Annotated in this window: 15 protein-coding genes; 6 read left to right on the top strand and 9 right to left on the bottom strand. The window is 38.2% G+C overall.

What is annotated here, in order from left to right; all coding sequences use genetic code 11:
• Window positions 1-3: 3 nt before the first annotated feature.
• From plsX to yceD, 3 genes are read right to left on the bottom strand one after another with little or no spacing between them, the layout of a single operon-like run.
• The gene (gene plsX, locus GQR87_RS09675) at window positions 4-1,029 is read right to left on the bottom strand and encodes a phosphate acyltransferase PlsX (protein ID WP_158968806.1); all 1,026 of its coding nucleotides are present in this window, start codon (window positions 1,027-1,029) and stop codon (window positions 4-6) included.
• A gap of 18 nt (window positions 1,030-1,047) precedes the next feature.
• A complete protein-coding gene (gene rpmF, locus GQR87_RS09670) occupies window positions 1,048-1,218 on the bottom strand; it encodes a 50S ribosomal protein L32 (protein WP_158968804.1) in 171 nt (56 codons plus the stop codon).
• Between the two features lie 10 nt (window positions 1,219-1,228).
• On the bottom strand, window positions 1,229-1,756 hold the full coding sequence (yceD, locus tag GQR87_RS09665) for a 23S rRNA accumulation protein YceD (RefSeq protein WP_158968802.1): 528 nt from the start codon (window positions 1,754-1,756) through the stop codon (window positions 1,229-1,231).
• 132 nt (window positions 1,757-1,888) lie between these two features.
• On the opposite strand from yceD, the gene GQR87_RS09660 reads away from it, so the two are divergent.
• The gene (locus GQR87_RS09660) at window positions 1,889-2,479 is read left to right on the top strand and encodes a nucleoside triphosphate pyrophosphatase (RefSeq protein ID WP_158968800.1); all 591 of its coding nucleotides are present in this window, start codon (window positions 1,889-1,891) and stop codon (window positions 2,477-2,479) included.
• Window positions 2,480-2,528: 49 nt separating this feature from the next.
• Here the strand turns inward: GQR87_RS09660 and rluC are convergent, their stop codons facing one another.
• A complete protein-coding gene (gene rluC, locus GQR87_RS09655) occupies window positions 2,529-3,482 on the bottom strand; it encodes a 23S rRNA pseudouridine(955/2504/2580) synthase RluC (protein ID WP_158968798.1) in 954 nt (317 codons plus the stop codon).
• A gap of 576 nt (window positions 3,483-4,058) precedes the next feature.
• Between rluC and rne the strand changes: the two genes are divergently transcribed.
• From rne to nhaD, 3 genes are all read left to right on the top strand, one after another.
• On the top strand, window positions 4,059-6,989 hold the full coding sequence (gene rne / locus GQR87_RS09650) for a ribonuclease E (RefSeq protein WP_158972958.1): 2,931 nt from the start codon (window positions 4,059-4,061) through the stop codon (window positions 6,987-6,989).
• 173 nt (window positions 6,990-7,162) lie between these two features.
• A complete protein-coding gene (locus GQR87_RS09645) occupies window positions 7,163-8,497 on the top strand; it encodes a DEAD/DEAH box helicase (RefSeq protein WP_158968796.1) in 1,335 nt (444 codons plus the stop codon).
• Window positions 8,498-8,608: 111 nt separating this feature from the next.
• Window positions 8,609-9,853 (top strand): sodium:proton antiporter NhaD, encoded by a 1,245-nt coding sequence (gene nhaD / locus GQR87_RS09640; RefSeq protein ID WP_233267479.1) that lies wholly within the window; start codon window positions 8,609-8,611, stop codon window positions 9,851-9,853.
• A 99-nt stretch (window positions 9,854-9,952) separates the two neighbouring features.
• On the opposite strand, the gene GQR87_RS09635 is transcribed toward nhaD, so the two are convergent.
• The 4 genes from GQR87_RS09635 to GQR87_RS09620 form a co-directional block, all read right to left on the bottom strand.
• Window positions 9,953-10,396 (bottom strand): YaiI/YqxD family protein, encoded by a 444-nt coding sequence (locus GQR87_RS09635; protein WP_158968792.1) that lies wholly within the window; start codon window positions 10,394-10,396, stop codon window positions 9,953-9,955.
• Between the two features lie 366 nt (window positions 10,397-10,762).
• Window positions 10,763-11,545 (bottom strand): ABC transporter substrate-binding protein, encoded by a 783-nt coding sequence (locus tag GQR87_RS09630; protein ID WP_158968790.1) that lies wholly within the window; start codon window positions 11,543-11,545, stop codon window positions 10,763-10,765.
• 72 nt (window positions 11,546-11,617) lie between these two features.
• Entirely contained in the window at window positions 11,618-13,309 is a 1,692-nt protein-coding gene (locus GQR87_RS09625; RefSeq protein WP_199271712.1) for an RluA family pseudouridine synthase, read from the bottom strand.
• Between the two features lie 2 nt (window positions 13,310-13,311).
• Window positions 13,312-14,751, bottom strand: a complete 1,440-nt coding sequence (locus GQR87_RS09620) for an ATP-binding cassette domain-containing protein (RefSeq protein WP_233267444.1) — start codon at window positions 14,749-14,751, stop codon at window positions 13,312-13,314.
• A 123-nt stretch (window positions 14,752-14,874) separates the two neighbouring features.
• Here GQR87_RS09620 and GQR87_RS09615 point away from each other — a divergent pair, with 123 nt between their 5' ends.
• Both GQR87_RS09615 and GQR87_RS09610 read left to right on the top strand, forming a co-directional pair.
• Complete coding sequence (locus GQR87_RS09615) at window positions 14,875-15,891, top strand: aldo/keto reductase (protein WP_158968788.1); 1,017 nt, start codon at window positions 14,875-14,877, stop codon at window positions 15,889-15,891.
• 1 nt (window position 15,892) lies between these two features.
• Window positions 15,893-16,411 carry an RNA methyltransferase gene (locus GQR87_RS09610; protein ID WP_158968786.1) on the top strand — a complete coding sequence of 173 codons (519 nt, stop codon included), beginning with the start codon at window positions 15,893-15,895 and terminating at the stop codon, window positions 16,409-16,411.
• Window positions 16,412-16,428: 17 nt separating this feature from the next.
• On the opposite strand, the gene GQR87_RS09605 is transcribed toward GQR87_RS09610, so the two are convergent.
• A complete protein-coding gene (locus tag GQR87_RS09605) occupies window positions 16,429-19,029 on the bottom strand; it encodes a discoidin domain-containing protein (protein WP_158968784.1) in 2,601 nt (866 codons plus the stop codon).
• Window positions 19,030-19,554 lie beyond the last annotated feature (525 nt).

Here is a 19,554-nt window from a genome sequence, read left to right as displayed (position 1 = left end):
TTATTAGTGACGCTCCATTAATACTGCTTCAATTTTATCTTTAATTTTATCTGGCACCTGCATCTCAACTTCTAGTACAGCTTGTCTAATCGCGTACAAAAAAGCTTCAGAAGAGGCGTCACCATGGCTCTTAACCACAATTCCGCGCAATCCTATCAGACTCGCCCCATTATACTGGTCGGGCTTCATCTTAGCGTAAATAACCTTTAATAAAGGTAAAGCCACTGCCGCTAAGAATTTATACAACCAATTTTGCTGAGAAGCCTTTTTTACTTCTTGAATAACAAAGTTTGCTAAACCTTCCCAAGATTTTAAGGCTATGTTTCCAACAAAGCCGTCAGTCACAATAACATCAGCCTTCTCACTGAAAATATCGTTACCTTCCACAAAACCAATATAATTAATTGATTTTGATTCATTTAATAATTTAGCCGTTTGCTTAACCTGATCATTTCCCTTAATGTCTTCTACGCCTACATTAAGTAATGCCACTTTAGGTTGGCTTATATTGGCAATTTGCGCAGCTAATACTGAGCCCATCACTGCGTACTGGAATAATACCTCAGAATCACAGTTAACGTTAGCGCCTAAATCTAACAAATATACTCGACCATTGTTACTGGTAGGTACCTTTGAGATTAATGCCGGACGATGAATGCCTGGCAATGTTTTCAAAACATAAAATGCCATGGTTAAAAGCGCACCAGTATTGCCAGCACTAACACAAGCATCTGCCTTGCCTTCACTCACTAAATCCAACATACGTCGCATTGACGAATCTTTTTTGTGCCTGAAAGCACGAGTGGGTGTTTCAGCCATAGAAACAGTTTGCGAACAATTTACTAATTGAATACGAGATTGAATATTTTGATCTTGTTGAGTGAGCCATTCAGACATAACACTTTCAGTGCCACATAGAATAATTTGCAGATGCGGGATTTCTTGCAGCGCTTTTTTGGCTGCGGGTAAAATAATATGGGGGCCGTGATCGCCCCCCATGATATCTAACGCTATCGTTAGATGACTCAAAGTTCTATCACTTAATAATTAAAGAGATAAAACTTTTTTGCCTTTATAGTAACCATCAGCGGTCACATGATGACGAACATGTGTCTCACCTGACGTTGAATCTACAGACAAAGTCGTAGTACCTAATGCATCGTGTGAACGACGCATACCACGTTTTGAACGAGCTTTTTTACTCTTCTGTACAGCCATTACTTTACTCCTAGTCTCGCTTAAGTTCTTTCAAAACCGCGAACGGGTTTGGACGTTCATCTACCGGTTCAATTTTTCCGAAGCTCATGTTGTCACGCTTTTGACTGCAATCCTCCTCTGCATGAAGGGCTACAATCGGCAGTGACAAGATCAGTTCGTCTTCAAGTACTTGAAATAAATTGATCTCTCCATGGTCATTAACCTCTACCGGTTCATAAACATCCGGTAACTCATCACTATCTTCTGGTTCAGAACTCTGCACTGGACTGAAACAGAAAGAAACATCAATTTGATGTTCATAAGCTTGGTTACACCTTTCACAGAGAAGCGACGCTGAACATGCCATATGACCTTGAAAATAAGTAAGACCCTGCTCGTCTTTTGAGAACTTAACTTCAACATCGATTTCTTCGGCAATATCAACTACTAACTCAAGCAGTCTTGGCATTTCACAAGTAGCAACAATACCCCGATAATCGGAGCGTTTGGTGGCACTTTTGACAGGATCAACCTGCTTGGGTAATTTCACTTTCTGCATAGCGCGCGAATAATATAGATATGTATTGATTTAGTCAAAGAAAATATAACAGTTATCGTCAACAAGATTAGTGGTTATATAAAGGTATATGTGTTTTCATTTATTTTTTGATAAATAATGAATCTAAAAACAATGAAAATTATTTTAGCATCCAGTTCTTCTTATCGACAAAACATATTAAAAAAGTTGTGTCTGCCCTTTGACGCGATAGCCCCTAAAGTTGATGAAACAAAAATCAACAACGAATCAATTAATGACCAAGTGTTACGTTTAGCTATCAATAAAGCTCAAGCCATCAGTCAGTCAAACCCCGACCATTACGTTATTGGTTCAGATCAATTAGCCAGCTGTAATGGGCAAACATTAGGTAAGCCTGGTAATTTTGAAAATGCTAAAGCACAATTATTAATGATGAGTGGACAAACCGTGATATTTCACACCGGATTATGTGTTGCTCACAAAAATAATAAGGAATTGGAGTTTATGGTTGATCAATACCAAGTAAAATTCAGACAACTGACAGAACAACAAATCACTGTTTACCTACAAATAGAAGAACCATACGACTGTGCAGGAAGTTTTAAAAGTGAAGGTTTAGGCATTGCATTGTTTGAATCATTAAATGGCAGAGATCCAAATAGTTTAATCGGTCTACCTTTAATTGGTTTAATTGAGCTATTTAATAAAATGCAGGTAGATGTATTTAAATACATGCGAAAGTAATTAAATTTGCCTTTTTAAAAAGTTAAAAAGGCAAATCTCAATACAGCAGTTATGTTTGATTTCTTAACCTTTTCAATACTGCTATTAAGCCAGGCTCCAGTGGCGCTTTAAACGTCACTCTTTCGTCTGTTGCAGGATGCTGAAATGCCAATGAGTGAGCATGTAAAAATAATCTTTTTAGACCTATCTTCTGCATTCTTTCATCAAAGTGTTTAGCACCATATCGATTATCACACGCAATAGGATGATCTGCATGTAAACAATGCACTCTGATTTGGTGTGTACGTCCCGTAATAGGTGATGCTTCTACTAAGGTGGCACCTGCATAAGATTCAAGAATACGATAGCGTGTTTCAGAAGGTTTGCCTTCTTCATTAACTAACACCACTCTTTCCCCTGATTTGAGAGTATTCTTTAATAAAGGAGCTTTTACTTTAAACCGGTTTGCAGGCCATTCTCCCACCACTAAAGCTTGATATCGTTTATCAACCTTTTTATCGATAAGCTGCTGATGTAAGTTTTTTAAAGCCGATCTTTTTTTAGCTATTAATAAGCAGCCAGACGTATCACGATCTAATCGGTGTACCAATTCTAAAAATTTTTGTTGAGGCCGCAATGCTCTAAAGGCTTCTATCACACCAAAACTTAAACCACTACCACCGTGCACAGCGGTGCCTGATGGTTTGTTTAACACAATTAAGCAATCATCTTCAAATAAAATGTTATTTTCTAAACTCGACACTTTATCTAAATTTGTAGATGGCAGTTCTGTTGGCTCTGAGACCCGAATGGGTGGAATACGTAACTCATCGTGAGCGATTAATTTATATTCAGGCTTAACCCGCTTTTTATTTACCCGCACTTCTCCCTTACGTAAAATACGATAAATGAGGCTTTTAGGTACTCCTTTTAATAAAGTACGCAAAAAATTGTCAATCCTCTGCCCTTCGAGCTCAGGTTCGACTGTTATAAATTGAACTTTTTGAAATGATATATCTGTCATAAGCCGCATATTCTAACCGAATTAATAAAGAAGTCGTGCATAAATTTAATATCTTGCCAGTATTAGCGGTTTAATGTGATAATGCGTCGGTTTTCTCACATGAAGTGTGTGTATGAAAGCAAATATAGATTATTAGTTCTGCAAGCAATACCGACCAACAAGTCGTAAAAGTATATGCAAACCAACTGTGAAGTGAGTAACTTTTCGCAGCCAAGGTAAAACAGAACCATTACATCAGCGACATAAATAATGACTGATCGCACTAGATGTAAAGATTACAAATGAATTGACAAAATATTTGAATAAATAAGATGCCAGACAAGCATATATAGTTCGAATACTGATAAGTTTTATAAAACAATGTAATTAAACTAATACTTCGTCTAGTTTAGTGTCCATAAAGTATGGATAAAGTGTTAAAAAACAAAACATTAAATAATTAATGAAATAACACTAAGACGCAAAACTTAATTTTAAGCATACAGTCGTGAGGCTGCATATAATGATTGTCTAATCCCTATGTAACGCTTTACTTTGTGATGATCGGTACAATACCGAGCAACAAGAATGAAAAGAATGTTAATCAATGCTACGCAGCAAGAAGAATTGCGCGTAGCACTTGTAGATGGCCAAAAGCTATATGACCTAGATATCGAAAGTCCAGGCCATGAACAAAAAAAATCCAATATATACAAAGGTACTATTACCCGCGTTGAACCAAGCCTAGAAGCTGCTTTCGTAGATTATGGCGCAGATCGCCACGGTTTCTTACCATTAAAAGAAATTGCTAGAACATATTTCCCTCAAGGCTATAAATTCGAAGGCCGCCCTAATATCAAAGAAGTGATAAAAGAAGGCCAAGAAGTTATTGTACAAATTGATAAAGAAGAGCGAGGCCAAAAAGGTGCCGCATTGACTACATTTATCAGTTTGGCGGGCAGCTATCTTGTACTTATGCCAAATAACCCGAGAGCTGGCGGTATATCTCGTCGCATTGAAGGTGATGAGCGTACTGATTTAAAAGCGGCGTTAAGTGGATTAGAACTACCCAACGGTATGGGACTTATTGTACGTACCGCTGGTGTTGGTAAATCTTCAGAAGAACTTGCGTACGATTTAGACTACCTAGTTTCAGGTTGGGGTCGTATCACAGAAATGGCAGAGTCTCGCCCTGCTCCATTCTTAATTCACCAAGAAAGTGACGTAGTAGTACGTGCTATTCGCGATTATCTAAGACGTGATATTGGTGAAATATTAGTTGATAAAAGCAGTGTACACGAACGAGCTCTAAAACACGTTGAACAGATGCGTCCAGACTATGCTAGTCGTGTAAAACTGTACCGTGGTGATGTACCATTATTCAGCCATTATCAAATCGAAAGCCAAATAGAATCAGCTTTCCAACGTGAAGTTAGATTACCTTCTGGTGGCTCAATTGTGATTGACCCAACAGAAGCGTTAACATCTATCGATATTAACTCTGCCCGCGCAACCAAAGGTAGTGATATAGAAGAAACAGCATTTAATACTAACTTAGAAGCTGCTGACGAAATTGCCAGACAATTACGTTTACGTGACTTAGGTGGTTTAGTAGTTATCGATTTTATTGATATGACCCCTGTACGCCATCAACGTGAAGTTGAAAACCGCATGAAAGATGCAGTTAGAGGTGATAGAGCTAGAGTACAACTAGGCCGCATATCACGTTTTGGTTTACTGGAAATGTCTCGTCAACGTTTACGCCCCTCTTTAGGTGATTCTGCGCATAATGTTTGCCCAAGATGTAGTGGCCACGGTACGGTTCGTGGTACAGAGTCTTTAGCATTATCTGTATTACGTATCATGGAAGAAGAAAGCATTAAAGATAACACAGGGCAAATTGAAGCCCAGTTACCGGTTAATGTGGCTACTTACTTATTGAATGAAAAAAGACGCTCTGTACGTAGTGTTGAAAAGCGTCATTCAGTACAGTTAATGATTATACCTAATCCTAATATGGAAACGCCTCATTATAGCATTTCTCGTCGACGTTCTGATGATGCCGTTCAGGAAATGAGCTATAACTTACCTCTAATCGAGATGGAAGAAACCATTACTGATAAGACAATAGCGCCAGCTGCTCCTAAAGAGCAACCTGCGTTACAAAGTCTTATTGCACCTAGCAAAAAAGAAGCACCAGCTGCTACTAAAGAAAAAGTAAAAAGTGAAGGTTTACTAGAAAAACTCAGTAAATGGTTTAACGATTTATTTAAAACTGAAGAAAAAGTGGTACCTAAGAAAACGACTAATACTCGTAATCAAGGTACTAATCAGCGTCGAAATAATAATGGGCGTCCAGATAGAAATAAACGAAATGGCAAAAATTTCGAAAACAAAGAGCGTAATGAACAAGCGCCTGCTCGTAAAGAACGTAAACCTAGAAACGACACACGTAAACCACGTAAAGAAGACAAGGCAGCTGTTGATCAAACTGAAAAACAAGCTAAACCGGCTGCTCCTACTAAAAAGAAAGAGCAAGTCGCTGAACGTCGTAAACGTCGTGACAATCGCCGTAGTGTCCGAGTAGAAGCTGATAAACCAGAACAAACTCAAGCTACTGCAGCTGCTGTAGAAGACAACAATGTTGCAGTAAAACCTGTAACAACTAAATCTGAAGCGCCAGCCCCCGTTCAAAAATCAGTTGCGCCACAAACTGAAACAAAGGCAGAAACAGCTGATGTAAATGTAGAGGCTAAGCAAGGTTCAGACTCTAATACTAAAGACGAATCTACACCTCGTACTCGCAGCCGACGTTCACCTAGACATGTTCGTTCTGCGGGACAAAAGCGCCGTCGAGAAAATGATGAACAAGAAACAGTTCAACCTGTGACACAAGACAATGTGAAACAAGATGAATTACAGTTTGATGAACCAGCACCGGTAGCAGCTAAAACAGCTGAAATAACAAGTGCAGAAACACCACAGCAAGTGTCATTAGAATTAACACCTGAAGCAACTTCTGAAGCTGTTCTAGAATCTGCGCCCACAGCAAGTACTGTAGCAGAGTCAACGAAAGAAGACGTTGTGATTACGCCTGAAGTTAAAACTGAAACACCACAAGCCGTGAAAGATACTGCCACTGCTGAAAATACGGTTGAAGTTGAAGCTGAGCCAAAGGTTGAAGTTGAAATTGCAACTGAACCAAAGGTTGAAGTTGAAATTGAAATTGCAACTGAACCAAAAGCCGAGCTTGTAATCGAAACACCAAAAGCCAAAACTGCGCCAACTAAAAGTCGCGGCAAAAAAGTGTCAGCGTTAAAAGTTGTAGATAAGCCAGTACAAAAGAAAACAGCTTCAGCGCCTATGACTAAACCCACATCTATTGATGAAGCTTTTGTTGAAGTTAAGATTGCTTCACTAGGTGATGACGCTAGACCTGAACTGAAAAAGTCGCAGAAAACCGCAGCTTTATTAAGTGCCACCAGTAAGTCGAATGCTCCTGCATTCCGCCCTGGAACTGACGCTTAATACACTAATTCTAGAAATTAGTTAAAAAATTATGCCGCATTGGGTTTGACCTAATGCGGCATTTTTGTTGATAGCCACTGTTTATCTAGATAAAGTCAGCCTATTCCTGTATCCTCTCGCGCCCGCGATGAATTTTTAATCGTTTATTTTTTACCTTATTTTGAGAGTTATCTATGAGTTTTGCCGATTTAGGCTTATCCCCTAAAATATTGTCTGCTGTTACTGCCAAGGGTTATACCGACCCATCTCCTATCCAAGCCCAAGCCATCCCTGCCGTATTAGAAGGCAAAGATGTCATGGCTGCTGCACAGACAGGCACAGGTAAAACTGCAGGCTTCACCTTGCCTATATTACAAAGACTAAGCCAAGGTACACCAGCCAGAGCAAATCAAGCTAGAGCATTAATTCTAACGCCAACTCGAGAATTAGCTGCTCAAGTTGCTGAAAGTGTACAAACCTATGGTCGTGATTTACCGTTAAAATCAGCAGTAGTGTTTGGTGGTGTAGGGATCAACCCACAGATGGTCAAACTTAGAAAAGGTGTAGATATACTAGTAGCCACACCTGGTCGTTTATTAGATTTATACAATCAAAATGCAGTGAAGTTTAGCGACTTAGAAATACTAGTTTTAGATGAAGCCGACAGAATGTTAGATATGGGCTTTATTCATGATATTAAAAAAATATTAAAATTATTACCGAAAAATCGTCAGAATTTAATGTTCTCTGCCACCTTTTCTGATGAAATCCGTCAATTAGCCAAAGGGTTGGTAAATAACCCTGTTGAAGTATCGGTATCACCTGCTAACACAACAGTTGATTTAGTCGAACAATGGGTTTACCCGGTCGATAAAAGTCAAAAAACAGCCATTCTCACACGTTTAATTAAAGACAATGACTGGCAACAGGTATTGGTATTTAGCCGCACGAAACATGGTGCGAATCGCATCGTTAAACAGCTAGAAGCTAGAGGTATTACTGCAGCTGCAATCCATGGTAATAAGAGCCAAGGGGCAAGAACTAAAGCCTTAGCTGATTTTAAACAAGGTAAAGTTAAAGCCTTAATTGCTACTGATATTGCTGCCCGAGGAATTGATATTGATCAATTGCCACAAGTAGTCAATTTTGACTTACCCAATGTAGCGGAAGACTATGTACATAGAATTGGCCGTACAGGTCGAGCTGGCGCAACTGGCCAAGCTATATCTATGGTGACCTTAGAAGAATTTAAACAGTTAGTGGATATTGAAAGACTGACCAAACAAGTCATTCAACGTAAAACCATTGCTGGATTTGAACCTTCACAACCTTTGCCAGTTTCTCGTTTAGATCAGCGTCCAATTAAGGCCCCAAAACCGAAAAAGCCTAAACCTAATCAAGCAAACAATGGGCAAAATACAGGTAGCAAAGCCAAACAAGGTTCGAGTACTGCTCGGCCCGCTAGTCGACAAAACAATCGACCTAACAGAGCCCGCAGAAACAACCCTAGCAATAACTCTCAAGCTTAACCCCAAACACAAATAATATAGGGTGTATTGATATAAACACCCTCTTGAATTCTGGTGATTTAAGCCTAAAATCGCCAGAAATTTCAAACTGAAAACATTTTTCTTCTTATGCTGTTACATTACGTTTTAATTGGTTTAGCCATATTGGCTTTAATCGGGGTGATTTTTGAAGAAGTCATTCATATCAATAAAGCTAAAATCACCTTATTATTCGGAACCCTTTCTTGGATTGCCCTGTTCATTTTTGCTCCTTCGAGCATAGAACGGGATTTGATTGATCATCAACTTAGGGAAAACTTAGCTGATATATCTTCTTTATGGCTATTCTTAGTCGCGGCTATGACCTTTGTTGCTTACCTCAACAAAAAAGGACTCATTGCTAATTTATTACACCGCGCAATGCCAGAGTCTATCAGCGAGCGTAAACTGTTATTTTTTACTGCCATATTTAGTTTTGTTTTTTCGTCTTTAGCAGATAACATCACAGCAACATTAGTCTCTGTAGCACTTATCCTATCTCTGTCTTTACCGCCTAATAAAACCATACGTTTTACCGTACTAGTGGTATTTGCTGTTAACTCTGGAGGGGTCGCATTAATCACTGGAGACGTCACCACATTAATGATATTTCTTGCCGATAAAGTGAGTATCTTAAACTTATTGTGGTTATCTTTGCCTGCATTTATCGCGGTATTGACCTTGGCTACATTATTAAGTTTTGGCATGAGTGGACGAGTAAGGATTAAACAACAACAGAAAGATATTCGTAAACTGGACTATGGTATTGCACTAATATTTCTAAGTACCATACTGCTGACAATTTTTGGTAATGTCTTATACGAAATCCCGCCTGTTTTAAGCTTTTTAGCAGGCTTAGCCATCATGTTTATATTTGCTAAAGTGTGTAATGATGATGATGATCGGGACCCTATTATTGAATATATCCGATACATTGAATTCGACACTTTATTGTTCTTCTTAGGTGTATTGCTACTGGTCGGTATGTTAGAACAAATTCACGCCTTAGAGTTTTTATTAGAGCTGTATAAACACCTGCCACCTATTTACGCCAATTATATTATGGGGATTACCTCAGCAGCTGTTGATAACGTACCTCTTACAGCTGCATTATTGAAAACTGACATCCATATGGATTTAGCTTCATGGCTTGGATTAACTTATGCCGTGGGTGTAGGTGGCTCATTGTTAGTGATAGGCTCTGCCGCAGGTATTGTATGTATGAGTAAAGTACCTGGCTTAACTTTTGGTCGTTACGCTAAATACAGTTTATTGCTATTAATTACCTATACTGTTGGTTATGTATTGGTTTTAACACTTGCCAATTTCATTCACTAAAAAATAGCCCAGTTCGTTCATATCCATAGGTATGAACGAACTCGGCGATTGTTTAATGGCAAGAAATATCACCTAATACAAGGCTTCCCCCAAAGTTGACTAAATTGTCGCTAAAATCCTATCCAAATGATTTGAAAAATTCTGCCTGTCTTTTTGATTTAATGGCGGTGGTCCACCTGACTGCTCACCACTTGCTCGCATAGTATCCATAAAATCTCGGATATTCAGTCTAGAGCGTATATTTTCTGTGGTAAACAACTCTCCCCTCGAACTCAAGGCTAATGCCCCCTTCTCTATCACTTCTGCGGCAAGGGGAATGTCACTAGTGATCACCAAATCATTAGGCTCAACTTGTTTAACAATTTCATCATCGGCTACATCAAAACCTGCACTGACTTGTTGAGAACTAATAAATTTAGACGGTGGTGTACGAATATATTGATTGGCTACAAATATAGTTTGCACTTTTTTACGTTGTGCGGCTCTAAATAGAATATCTTTTATCACTACCGGACACGCATCGGCGTCCACCCAAATTTTCATATCGATTCCTACTTATATTGATTTACTAAGGATAAATGGCATTACCCATAATAAACAATATTAATTTGCTAGAAATTCAGAATGTCTTTCGATTAACTCCTTGCTCTTGCATAAAAGTTTGTACCCTTGCGTATATTTTTTGAAAATCAAACGATTTAGACATCTGATCCTCTCGGCGAATAATGGCAGGATTTATAACTGATTTTAGAATAGTAAACTATGGTAAGAAACAAAATTTTTCTTGTATAGCAAGGCGGATTGTCTTACGTAACAACCTGTTATTGCTAGACAATACAACGCCGCTATGCACAAAAAGAGCGTTATCGATAGGTTCAGCTTATCCAGTATTCAGGTTACCTACATAGACTATTGATAATAGACTTGGGCATACTCTAGCAACCATTGTTGATTGGTTTCTTTTTGGAATTCTTTATTCAAGAAATCAATTACATCTTCACTCCAACTAACCTTAGGAGACATGGCTAAATATAAAGATTCTTCGGCTAAACAGCCCAATTTATTCAGTGAATTCTGTTTGCTGTTTTTGAAATACCAATTCATCACATTTTTATCTTCGATAAGCACATCTATTCTCTCAGCTTCAACTAAAGAAATCAGTTGTTGCAAGGCTTGGTTACTGCTCAGTTTAACAACATTATATTGGCTTCTTTTATTTGCTAAATATTGATCAACTGGTTGACCATAACCATACTCAGATATCACTCCTAATCGAATATCTTTCAACGAATGCTCACCAGCATACTGCCACTTAGAACCTTCTTTACCGTAAAAACACATTTGATATGACATCATCGCACTTTGAGTAAATAATAAATTTGGACTTTCAGAATGGACAGCAGTCAATAGTCCATGTAATTTACCTTTTTCTACCTGCCTTATTGCCCTAGCCCAAGGATAAGATGATACATCAAGTGCAATATTTTTTTGTTTAAAAAGGAATTGTATATAATCATAAGCAATCCCCTTTTTGCTTATGTTATTTTCACAAGTATAAGGACACCAATCAGTTGCAGCCAGTTTTAATGTCACTGAGTTTGCTGAAGCAGCTTTAAACACACCACTAGTAATACAGATTAATAAAATAGAGATTAGACCTTTGTGTAATCTCTTTGCATAAGGGATAAGCATACATTTAACCGAGAATTTATATAACCAATTCAATAATAATCGACTTGGACTAAAACACTATTCAACGATAGTCTAATAACAGGCTTTACACTCAAAGACCAAAGGTTTATTGGTAACAGGATGAACAAAAGCCAACCTTTGAGCATGAAGGTATAACCGTTCATCTAAGGTACCATATAAGTCATCACCAACAATGGGCATATTCAGCCCTTCAACATGAGCACAATGTACTCTTAACTGATGAGTCCGTCCGGTATGGGGTTTTAACAGCACCTTAGTCCGACCATTTTGCGGAAACCTTTGTAATACCTGCCAAACAGTTTTAGCAGGTTTGCCATGTTCGAAACAAACAAGCTGTTTCGGTCTATCGAACAAATCGCCCCTTAATGGCAGGTTAATTTCACCTTGTTCGTTTTCTATTAATCCCTCAACCAAAGCCACATATTCTTTTTCAACTTGACGACGAATAAATTGTTTCTGTAGCCCTTTATTGGTTTGACTATTCAAAGCTAACACCATTAAACCTGAAGTGGACATATCCAAGCGATGCACAATCAATGGGCCCGCGGCTGTAGGAAAAAGTTGTTTGATTCTTTGATATACAGAATCAGAGACATCTTTACCCGGAACCGACAAAAACTCCGCTGGTTTATTTACCACAAGGAGATCATTATCTTGATACACAATTTCTAACTGTTTCCCTTCTCCATAATTTTTCAATAAAGGGTTATCGTCGACCTCCATTCCAGTCAGCATATGTTTTAAAATAGGCTGACATTTTCCAGTACAAGCGGGATAAAATTGTTGATGTTTTTTCACTTCAGATTTAGGAGAAGCACCCCACCAAAATTCGGCCAAGGCCAAGGGAGTATATTGATGTGAAAAGGCATATTGTAATAATTTAGGAGCTGCACACTCCCCTGCTCCAGCAGGAGGTGTGCCTAAAGATGTGCCAGCAAAAATATCCAGTAAATTTTTTTTTTCTAAGTTTTTATTTAAAAATCGGTATTGAGAAAATATTTTATTTTGTAACTGGGATGAATACCTTTTACGTTTCAGCTTAAGTGATGATATTTGATGTTCAAAGGTATCTATTTGAGTTTGTATTACTTCAGACTTAAGTTGCCATTTGTTGGTTAACTCTTTTAACCGCCATTTATCATTTACACTTTGTTGGGCTAAGGTTTGCAGAATAGTTTCTTTGTTTTGTTTTGCTAATTCTTCGGCGATAGTTTGCCGAGTCAATTTTCGCTGTTGACGATTGTCGCTTAACTCATTCCTCAGCTCAGAAATTTCTTTACTACTTTGTTGTTTTACCCCTTGAAGCTGTTCAAGTAATTGTAACAATTCTATGGAATTTTCTAAACTTTCTAGTTGCTGATTAACTCGGTTAATCTCAGCTTGTTCAGATAAAAAGAAACTATCTTCAGCCAATAAATCAAACACCGGAGGCACAAAACCACTAATATGATTTTGTTCAGCTAATTTTCCAGAAAAAGCAGACAAAAACCCCAACTTTCCTTGTTTATTTTTGACTAACAGCACCCCAAACATTTTACCAATTATTTTGTTAGCATCGTCAGTTAAGCCAAAATTATGCTGCCATCTATTTTGCATCGCTATATGCTGTTTTAACTGCTCTGCAGCCATTATACATAGAGGATGGGGCTGATAATAAAATGGAAAAGTAAAACGCTCTGGTAACGAAAACTTATCTGTACTTTCTACAAACTGAGTAAAACACTTGTCGTCAATCAACTCCATATTTATTGTTTATAATCCAGCATAGACAAGTGATGCTTTATACTCGGAATGACATCTTCTTGATGATGATTCACATACAATAAAGTTGTACTACCTTCACGGGCTAACAAGTCAATGAGTGCTAATACTTTAAGTCGATTAATTTCATCTAAACCATTACAAGGCTCGTCTAAAATCAACATAGTAGGATGTTTTACCATAGCTCTAGTAATTAATAATAAACGTTGGTCACCAAAAGATAATTGCTTAAATGGAGTTTCTGATTGATGCTCTAGAGCCATCATTGCCAACCACTGCTTTGCCAATTGACGCTGAGTAGTAGTTGGCGTCTGATATAGTCCTACACTATCGTAATATCCCGATAACACCACATGTAATGCTGAGCAGTTGACACCATAATCTAAATGAAATGCATTAGACATATAACCGATGTATTGCTTAATTTGCCAAATACTTTCGCCATTCCCTCGTTGAAAACCAAATTCAAAAATATCGTTCACATAACACTGCGGGTTATCACCTGTGATCAGATTTAATAAACAGGTTTTACCTGAACCATTCGGTCCAGTGACTTGCCAGTGTTGTTGAGGCCATATAGTCCAATCTAACTTTTGAAAGACTATCTGTTGCCCATACTTCACTTTACCATTGGATATTTTCACTAAAGGTACGGTTGAATCTAAAGGACGAGGAGCAAAACTATCACTATCTGTGCTGGGCAAAGATAATTCAGTTTGTTGCAAATGAGTTAATTGGCGCACTTGCGAAAGTAGAAAAGCTAAATTATCTGTCACTTCTGACTGCCAGTTCATTTTGCCCTTTTCCATTAAGACTAATTGCTGGCAATAAGCAGGCACTTCACTCAAACGATTTAATACAAAGACAAAGGTCACTGAATTAGACATTTGACTAAATAACTCAGCCAAACGAGCGCTAGCTTGAGTATCTAAACCGTCCCATGGCTCATCTACTATTAACAATTTAGGTTGTTGAAAAATCGCTTTGCTTAATAAAACCTTTCGTGTTTCACCGGTAGATAATGCTCTAAAAGGCTTGTCTAACAAGTCGGTTAATGTAAACACTTGATAAACCTGATGAATAAGAGTTTCTTCAAGCTGATTTTTATCGATGCCGTCGAATATAATTTCTTCTACCTTAGTGGGGATCGGGATAATATCCAGAATATCGGCACACTCTTTTTCTTTCACTGCTTCGATTAACGCTAACTGCTGCTCAACTGAGACCCAAGCAAAATCTTCCGTCAGCGTTTTGTCTCCTTGGATACATTCACCTTGACCAGCAATAAAGGCGGTTAAGGCTGACTTACCACTGCCGTTTACCCCTAAAACAACCGTATGTTGTAGCGGTTTTATATTTAATGACGGAATAGCAAGTTGATACTCTTGGTTAAAAATAGCTTGAATGTTTTGCAGTAAGATCATAGAAATTTAAATAAAAATATTGTGTCAGTATTTTATATTAATAGCGCTAGTATCGATATCTAAATTGAGAAATAGTTAACTTTGCTTTAGGCTAAGCAAAATTTTTTCAAGGTGTAGATCTAGATGATAAAAAATGAACCCAATCCTCAATATATGGCTGCTACTGACAGATACGAAACTATGTCTTATCCAAGGTGTGGGAAAAGTGGCATTCGACTACCTTCTTTATCTTTAGGCTTATGGCAAAATTTTGGTGCGGTTGATTCGATTCAAAATGCACAAGCTATGTTACATAGAGCTTTCGATTTGGGCATCAATCACTTTGATCTAGCCAACAACTATGGCCCTCCTTTTGGTTCAGCTGAATCTACTTTTGGGCAAGTAATAGCTAAAAGTTTAAAACCTTACCGAGATGAACTTTTGATCTCTAGTAAAGCGGGTTACGACATGTGGGCTGGCCCATATGGAATTGGTGGATCTAGAAAATATCTGGTCTCAAGCTGTGATCAAAGCCTTAAACGTACAGGGCTTGATTATTTTGATGTGTTTTATTCTCATTGTTACGACCCTGAAACCCCCATTGAAGAAACTATGCAGGCGCTAGATTATATTGTTCGCTCGGGTCGTGCTTTGTATGTGGGGATTTCCAATTATTCCCCCATACACACCAAACAAGCTATACGTATTTTAAAAGACTTAGGCACCCCTTTGTTAATTAGTCAGAATCGCTACAGCATGTTTGAACGAGGTATTGAAGACGGCTTAACAGAGGTATTTGCTGAAGAAGGTTTAGGTTCTATTGTGTTTTCACCTTTGGCCCAAGGTTTTTTAACCAACAAATATCTTCAGGGCATTCCTGAAGGCTCTCGTGCATCTAGAAGTGAACAAATTTATTTAAATGCCGATCAAATTAGCCAAGAGAAAATAGCTAAAGTGATCGAACTCAACAAACTTGCAGAGCAGCGTAGTCAATCATTGGCCCAAATGGCAGTGGCTTGGGTATTAAGTAACGAGGCAGTTACCAGTGCTATTATCGGCGCCAGCAAAGTGAGTCAAATTGAAGACTGTGTGGCTGCACTAAATTGCGCTGATTTTAGCGAGCAAGAATTACAAAAAATAAACAATATATTGGCTCAATAATATGCCTGCACATTTAGCCATAAGCAATCCCAAAAGCCCACAAAACATGGGCAGTATTTTGCGGGCTGCGGGCTGTTATCAAGTGGCAACGATTCGCTACACAGGTAAGAGATACGCACGGGCCAGTGCGTTTTCCACCGATACCAAAAACGCCCATTTAAATATACCTGTAACTCAAGTAGCTGAGATTATTCAAGCAGAACCGGATAAAGATTTAGTTAAGGTGGGAATTGAACTAGTAGAAGGGGCGACCCCCCTACCTAAATTTAAACACCCTGATAATGCGCTATACATTTTTGGCCCTGAGGATGGATCTCTGAGCCAAGAAGTCGTTAATCAATGTGATCATATAGTATATATACCCACAGTTGGATGTATGAATTTAGCGGCGACTGTCAATGTATTGTTGTACGACAGACTGGCTAAAACCGCTATTATGCCCACTGATGATAAAGTGATTAAAGCCAGCCGCGATACCAATAACCGTACTAAACTCAGCTCGTCAAAGCAACAGCCCTAGTTAAAGGGCTGTTTCTCTTACAAATAACTTCCTATTAAATCTAGCTCGCTGATCCCCCAATTCTGTCCTGCACTTTCTATCTGATTAGTAATACGCACAAACTGGGTTTTTAAGCCTAATGTTTCGCTGATTTCTACATCGCTAGCTGCGGGATTATTAATGATACTGGTCCAAGTTTGACCATCCATAGAGAACTCAATTTTTATATTGCGGGAGTAGTTATCATTCATACCTTTTGAGTCAACAATAACTTGTGAAACGAAAGCCGGTCTATGTAATTCAATCGTAATTGCATGCCCTTTATCTCTTTGCTCTGCGCCGCTAAACTTAGGCCAACTATATTTACCATCGATAAGGTTTTTAACACCATTTTTTGCTTTGACTTTAAAATTAGTGGTAACTTTCCAAGCATTTTTTTCAGGCAAAGGATTAGCAAACAAAGACGTTAACTGCTCATGACTCCATAAACTAGAACGATCTTTAAACGTTTGTTTAGCTAATGTCACATCATCCTTAGAAATAATACTGGCCTGATTACCAAATTCGTTACGAATATAAGTCAGCACATCTGCCACATATTGATCACCATTTGAGGCAATAGAAGGCATCATGCCACCAGCAAAGGTTTGACCTTCTATAGGTCCCTGCATACCGCCGATAACCAAGTTAATAAGTTGTGCAGTATTACCTACCACTCTAGGATTACTATAGAAAGATGGGGCGATTGGTGTGTTTTTACTACCTCCGCCTTTACCATCAACACCGTGACAAGTCGAGCACAAGCCCTTAAATGCTTTTTCACCAGCAATCATTGCTTTGGCTAAATCAGCATTACCAGCGGCTAATTTACGACGTTTTTCATTCATCGCAATTAGGTTGATCATTGAGTTTTCTATGGCTATTAAACCTTTTTTATTAGGGTGTGTTTGTTTTGCAGCCTGTAATATCGCTAAATGATTTTCACTCATAACATAATAAGCAGACAACACAACCTGCTGCGCCACTTCTATATCCTTATCCGAAGCCAATTTCAGCCATAACTGGCTAATATCTTTATTATCACTGATTATTAGTTGTTCTGAGATCCGCAATGCCGTGATCCTCACATCAGTACTGCCTGAATCAATCAGTTTTAGTAATAAGGACTTATCCAGAATACCTAAACCTTCTAATGTCCATAAGGCATGAATTTGCGCTTGAGGATAACGGGCATCAAGAGCTAATTGTTTTAATGCGGGAACAACAGACAAATCACTTTTTAAAACCAATAGCTTTTGTGCCTCTAGACGCCACCAATGGTTTTTATTGGTTAAATGTTTAACTAATTCAGCAGGGGTTTCATTAAACATCTGCGGACTGTCTGTTAATTCAATTCCTGGTTTAGTAATACGATATAAACGGCCACGACCAATTATTTTATCAAAGCCGTATTTATCTATTACCCCACGTAAATAAGAACCTTTTTGAGTCCAGTTACCCTCTTGAATAATGCCACGATACATATCTAACAAAAATATCGAACCATCAGGAGCCATGCCCGACCATACAGGCCTAAAGTTAGCATCTGTTGAAGCAATAAATTCAGAACGTTTGTTTTGATATGGATGACTGAGTACTGTGTAGCCATCTTCACGAGTTACTTTAGCTCGTCTTACTAAATTTCCTACTGGCTCAGGAATAATATAATCCCCATACATATCAGCAAATTTGTCAGCTAAATATATTGACTGGCCACCGCCTCCGGTAAAGTGATTTAAAGTATTATCTTCTCTTAATAACGGTAAGCCACCCTGTACATCTGGGGTGTGGTCTAGGGGAAATACTTCTCTAAAACCTTCAGCTTGTTCTCCCTCAACATAAACTTGGCTATACACGCTAGGAGCTTGAAAGGTAAAAGCCGGGTTTTGGCCACCAGCAGTAGAATAAAAGGTACGACCCACATTATCTTGAGCTAGACCCCATTGGCCACTTCCATAAGCAATTGATTGAGCTTGAACTTTACCGTCAACATACTTATAACGTTTGTCGGTATAGGTCACATACATCCAGTTATCTATGTTATACATGAGACCACTAGGTTGGTGTTCTAAGTTCCCACCTCGTTCACCACCTAAATACACAGTTTTACGCGTATCAGAAACACCATCACCATCAGTATCAGCTAATTCAATTATATCTAATGTGTTGGTTTCTCGTACCAAAATACGACCATCATCTAAGGTAGTAATCATTCGAGGCAGTAGTAAACCATCAGCAAAAATAGTATAAGTTTCAAACAAGCCATCGCCGTCTTTGTCTTCAAGGCGTTTGATTCGACTACTTTTATTAAATTTGCCCGTCCCTTCTGCATCTTGCATATAAGTTAACATTTCAGCTATGTATATGCGGCCATTACCGTCAAAGGTAAATAATACGGGTTCTTCAATAAGCGGTTCAGCTGCCACAATTTGCATTTCGTAACCATCTTGTAGCACCATAGTTTTTAAACTTTGCTCTGGTGAAAGTGGCTCGACCTCTTTATGAAGTGCTGGATCATAATCATCGTTTGCTAATACATTAATACTCGACAAAAGCATTAAGCTCGCATAGACAAACATCCCTTTTTTAATCAAACTCATTAAATACATTACCTTTAATTTTTGAAGTTAATCAATAACATGTAAGAAACATTTTATGATCAATTGTCTCGTTGAAACTGCTAACAAATATTTAGCATAAAGCTCTTATCAAAAAACATAACCCTGCAGTTTTGATTAAAATACCTATATATCCTTATATAGAACTATGATTACAATTTTTTTACACATATGTATTGTAACAAGCGTTTTTTCAAACACTTAGTATTAAGGTCTTTAGACTAACTCCAATAAGTAAATTTACTCTCAGCGATAATTTAAAAGGGAACAACTATTCCTACTCAAAAATGTCTGGAACATTTTTGAACAGCTTCGCTGGCTTTAGCGAAAGGCAGGATGCCTGAAGTACACTTTCGCCTTGTTTAAAAAACCGCTGGATCGTTCTGAGTGCATGGTTATTAAATGAAATTGGTATATGCATTATGCCTGCACGTAGAAACAAGCTATTACCGTTGATACGGTCATTACATTACTTTCAATATGACAATCTTAATAAAGGTAGCAACG

The organism is Paraglaciecola sp. L3A3, assembly GCF_009796765.1.
GTDB lineage: Bacteria > Pseudomonadota > Gammaproteobacteria > Enterobacterales > Alteromonadaceae > Paraglaciecola.
The sequence above is the reverse complement of the archived record's forward strand: the minus strand, read 5'-3'. Positions and strand labels throughout refer to the sequence as shown.

Bases quoted from the DNA above. Each gene is read 5' to 3' on its own strand.
- rpmF (WP_158968804.1), bottom strand. From the start codon at position 1,218: ATGGCTGTACAGAAGAGTAAAAAAGCTCGTTCAAAACGTGGTATGCGT.
- yceD (WP_158968802.1), bottom strand. From the start codon at position 1,756: ATGCAGAAAGTGAAATTACCCAAGCAGGTTGATCCTGTCAAAAGTGCC.
- GQR87_RS09660 (WP_158968800.1), top strand. From the start codon at position 1,889: ATGAAAATTATTTTAGCATCCAGTTCTTCTTATCGACAAAACATATTA.
- rluC (WP_158968798.1), bottom strand. From the start codon at position 3,482: ATGACAGATATATCATTTCAAAAAGTTCAATTTATAACAGTCGAACCT.
- rne (WP_158972958.1), top strand. From the start codon at position 4,059: ATGTTAATCAATGCTACGCAGCAAGAAGAATTGCGCGTAGCACTTGTA.
- GQR87_RS09645 (WP_158968796.1), top strand. From the start codon at position 7,163: ATGAGTTTTGCCGATTTAGGCTTATCCCCTAAAATATTGTCTGCTGTT.
- GQR87_RS09635 (WP_158968792.1), bottom strand. From the start codon at position 10,396: ATGAAAATTTGGGTGGACGCCGATGCGTGTCCGGTAGTGATAAAAGAT.
- GQR87_RS09630 (WP_158968790.1), bottom strand. From the start codon at position 11,545: ATGCTTATCCCTTATGCAAAGAGATTACACAAAGGTCTAATCTCTATT.
- GQR87_RS09625 (WP_199271712.1), bottom strand. From the start codon at position 13,309: ATGGAGTTGATTGACGACAAGTGTTTTACTCAGTTTGTAGAAAGTACA.
- GQR87_RS09620 (WP_233267444.1), bottom strand. From the start codon at position 14,751: ATGATCTTACTGCAAAACATTCAAGCTATTTTTAACCAAGAGTATCAA.
- GQR87_RS09615 (WP_158968788.1), top strand. From the start codon at position 14,875: ATGATAAAAAATGAACCCAATCCTCAATATATGGCTGCTACTGACAGA.
- GQR87_RS09610 (WP_158968786.1), top strand. From the start codon at position 15,893: ATGCCTGCACATTTAGCCATAAGCAATCCCAAAAGCCCACAAAACATG.
- GQR87_RS09605 (WP_158968784.1), bottom strand. From the start codon at position 19,029: ATGAGTTTGATTAAAAAAGGGATGTTTGTCTATGCGAGCTTAATGCTT.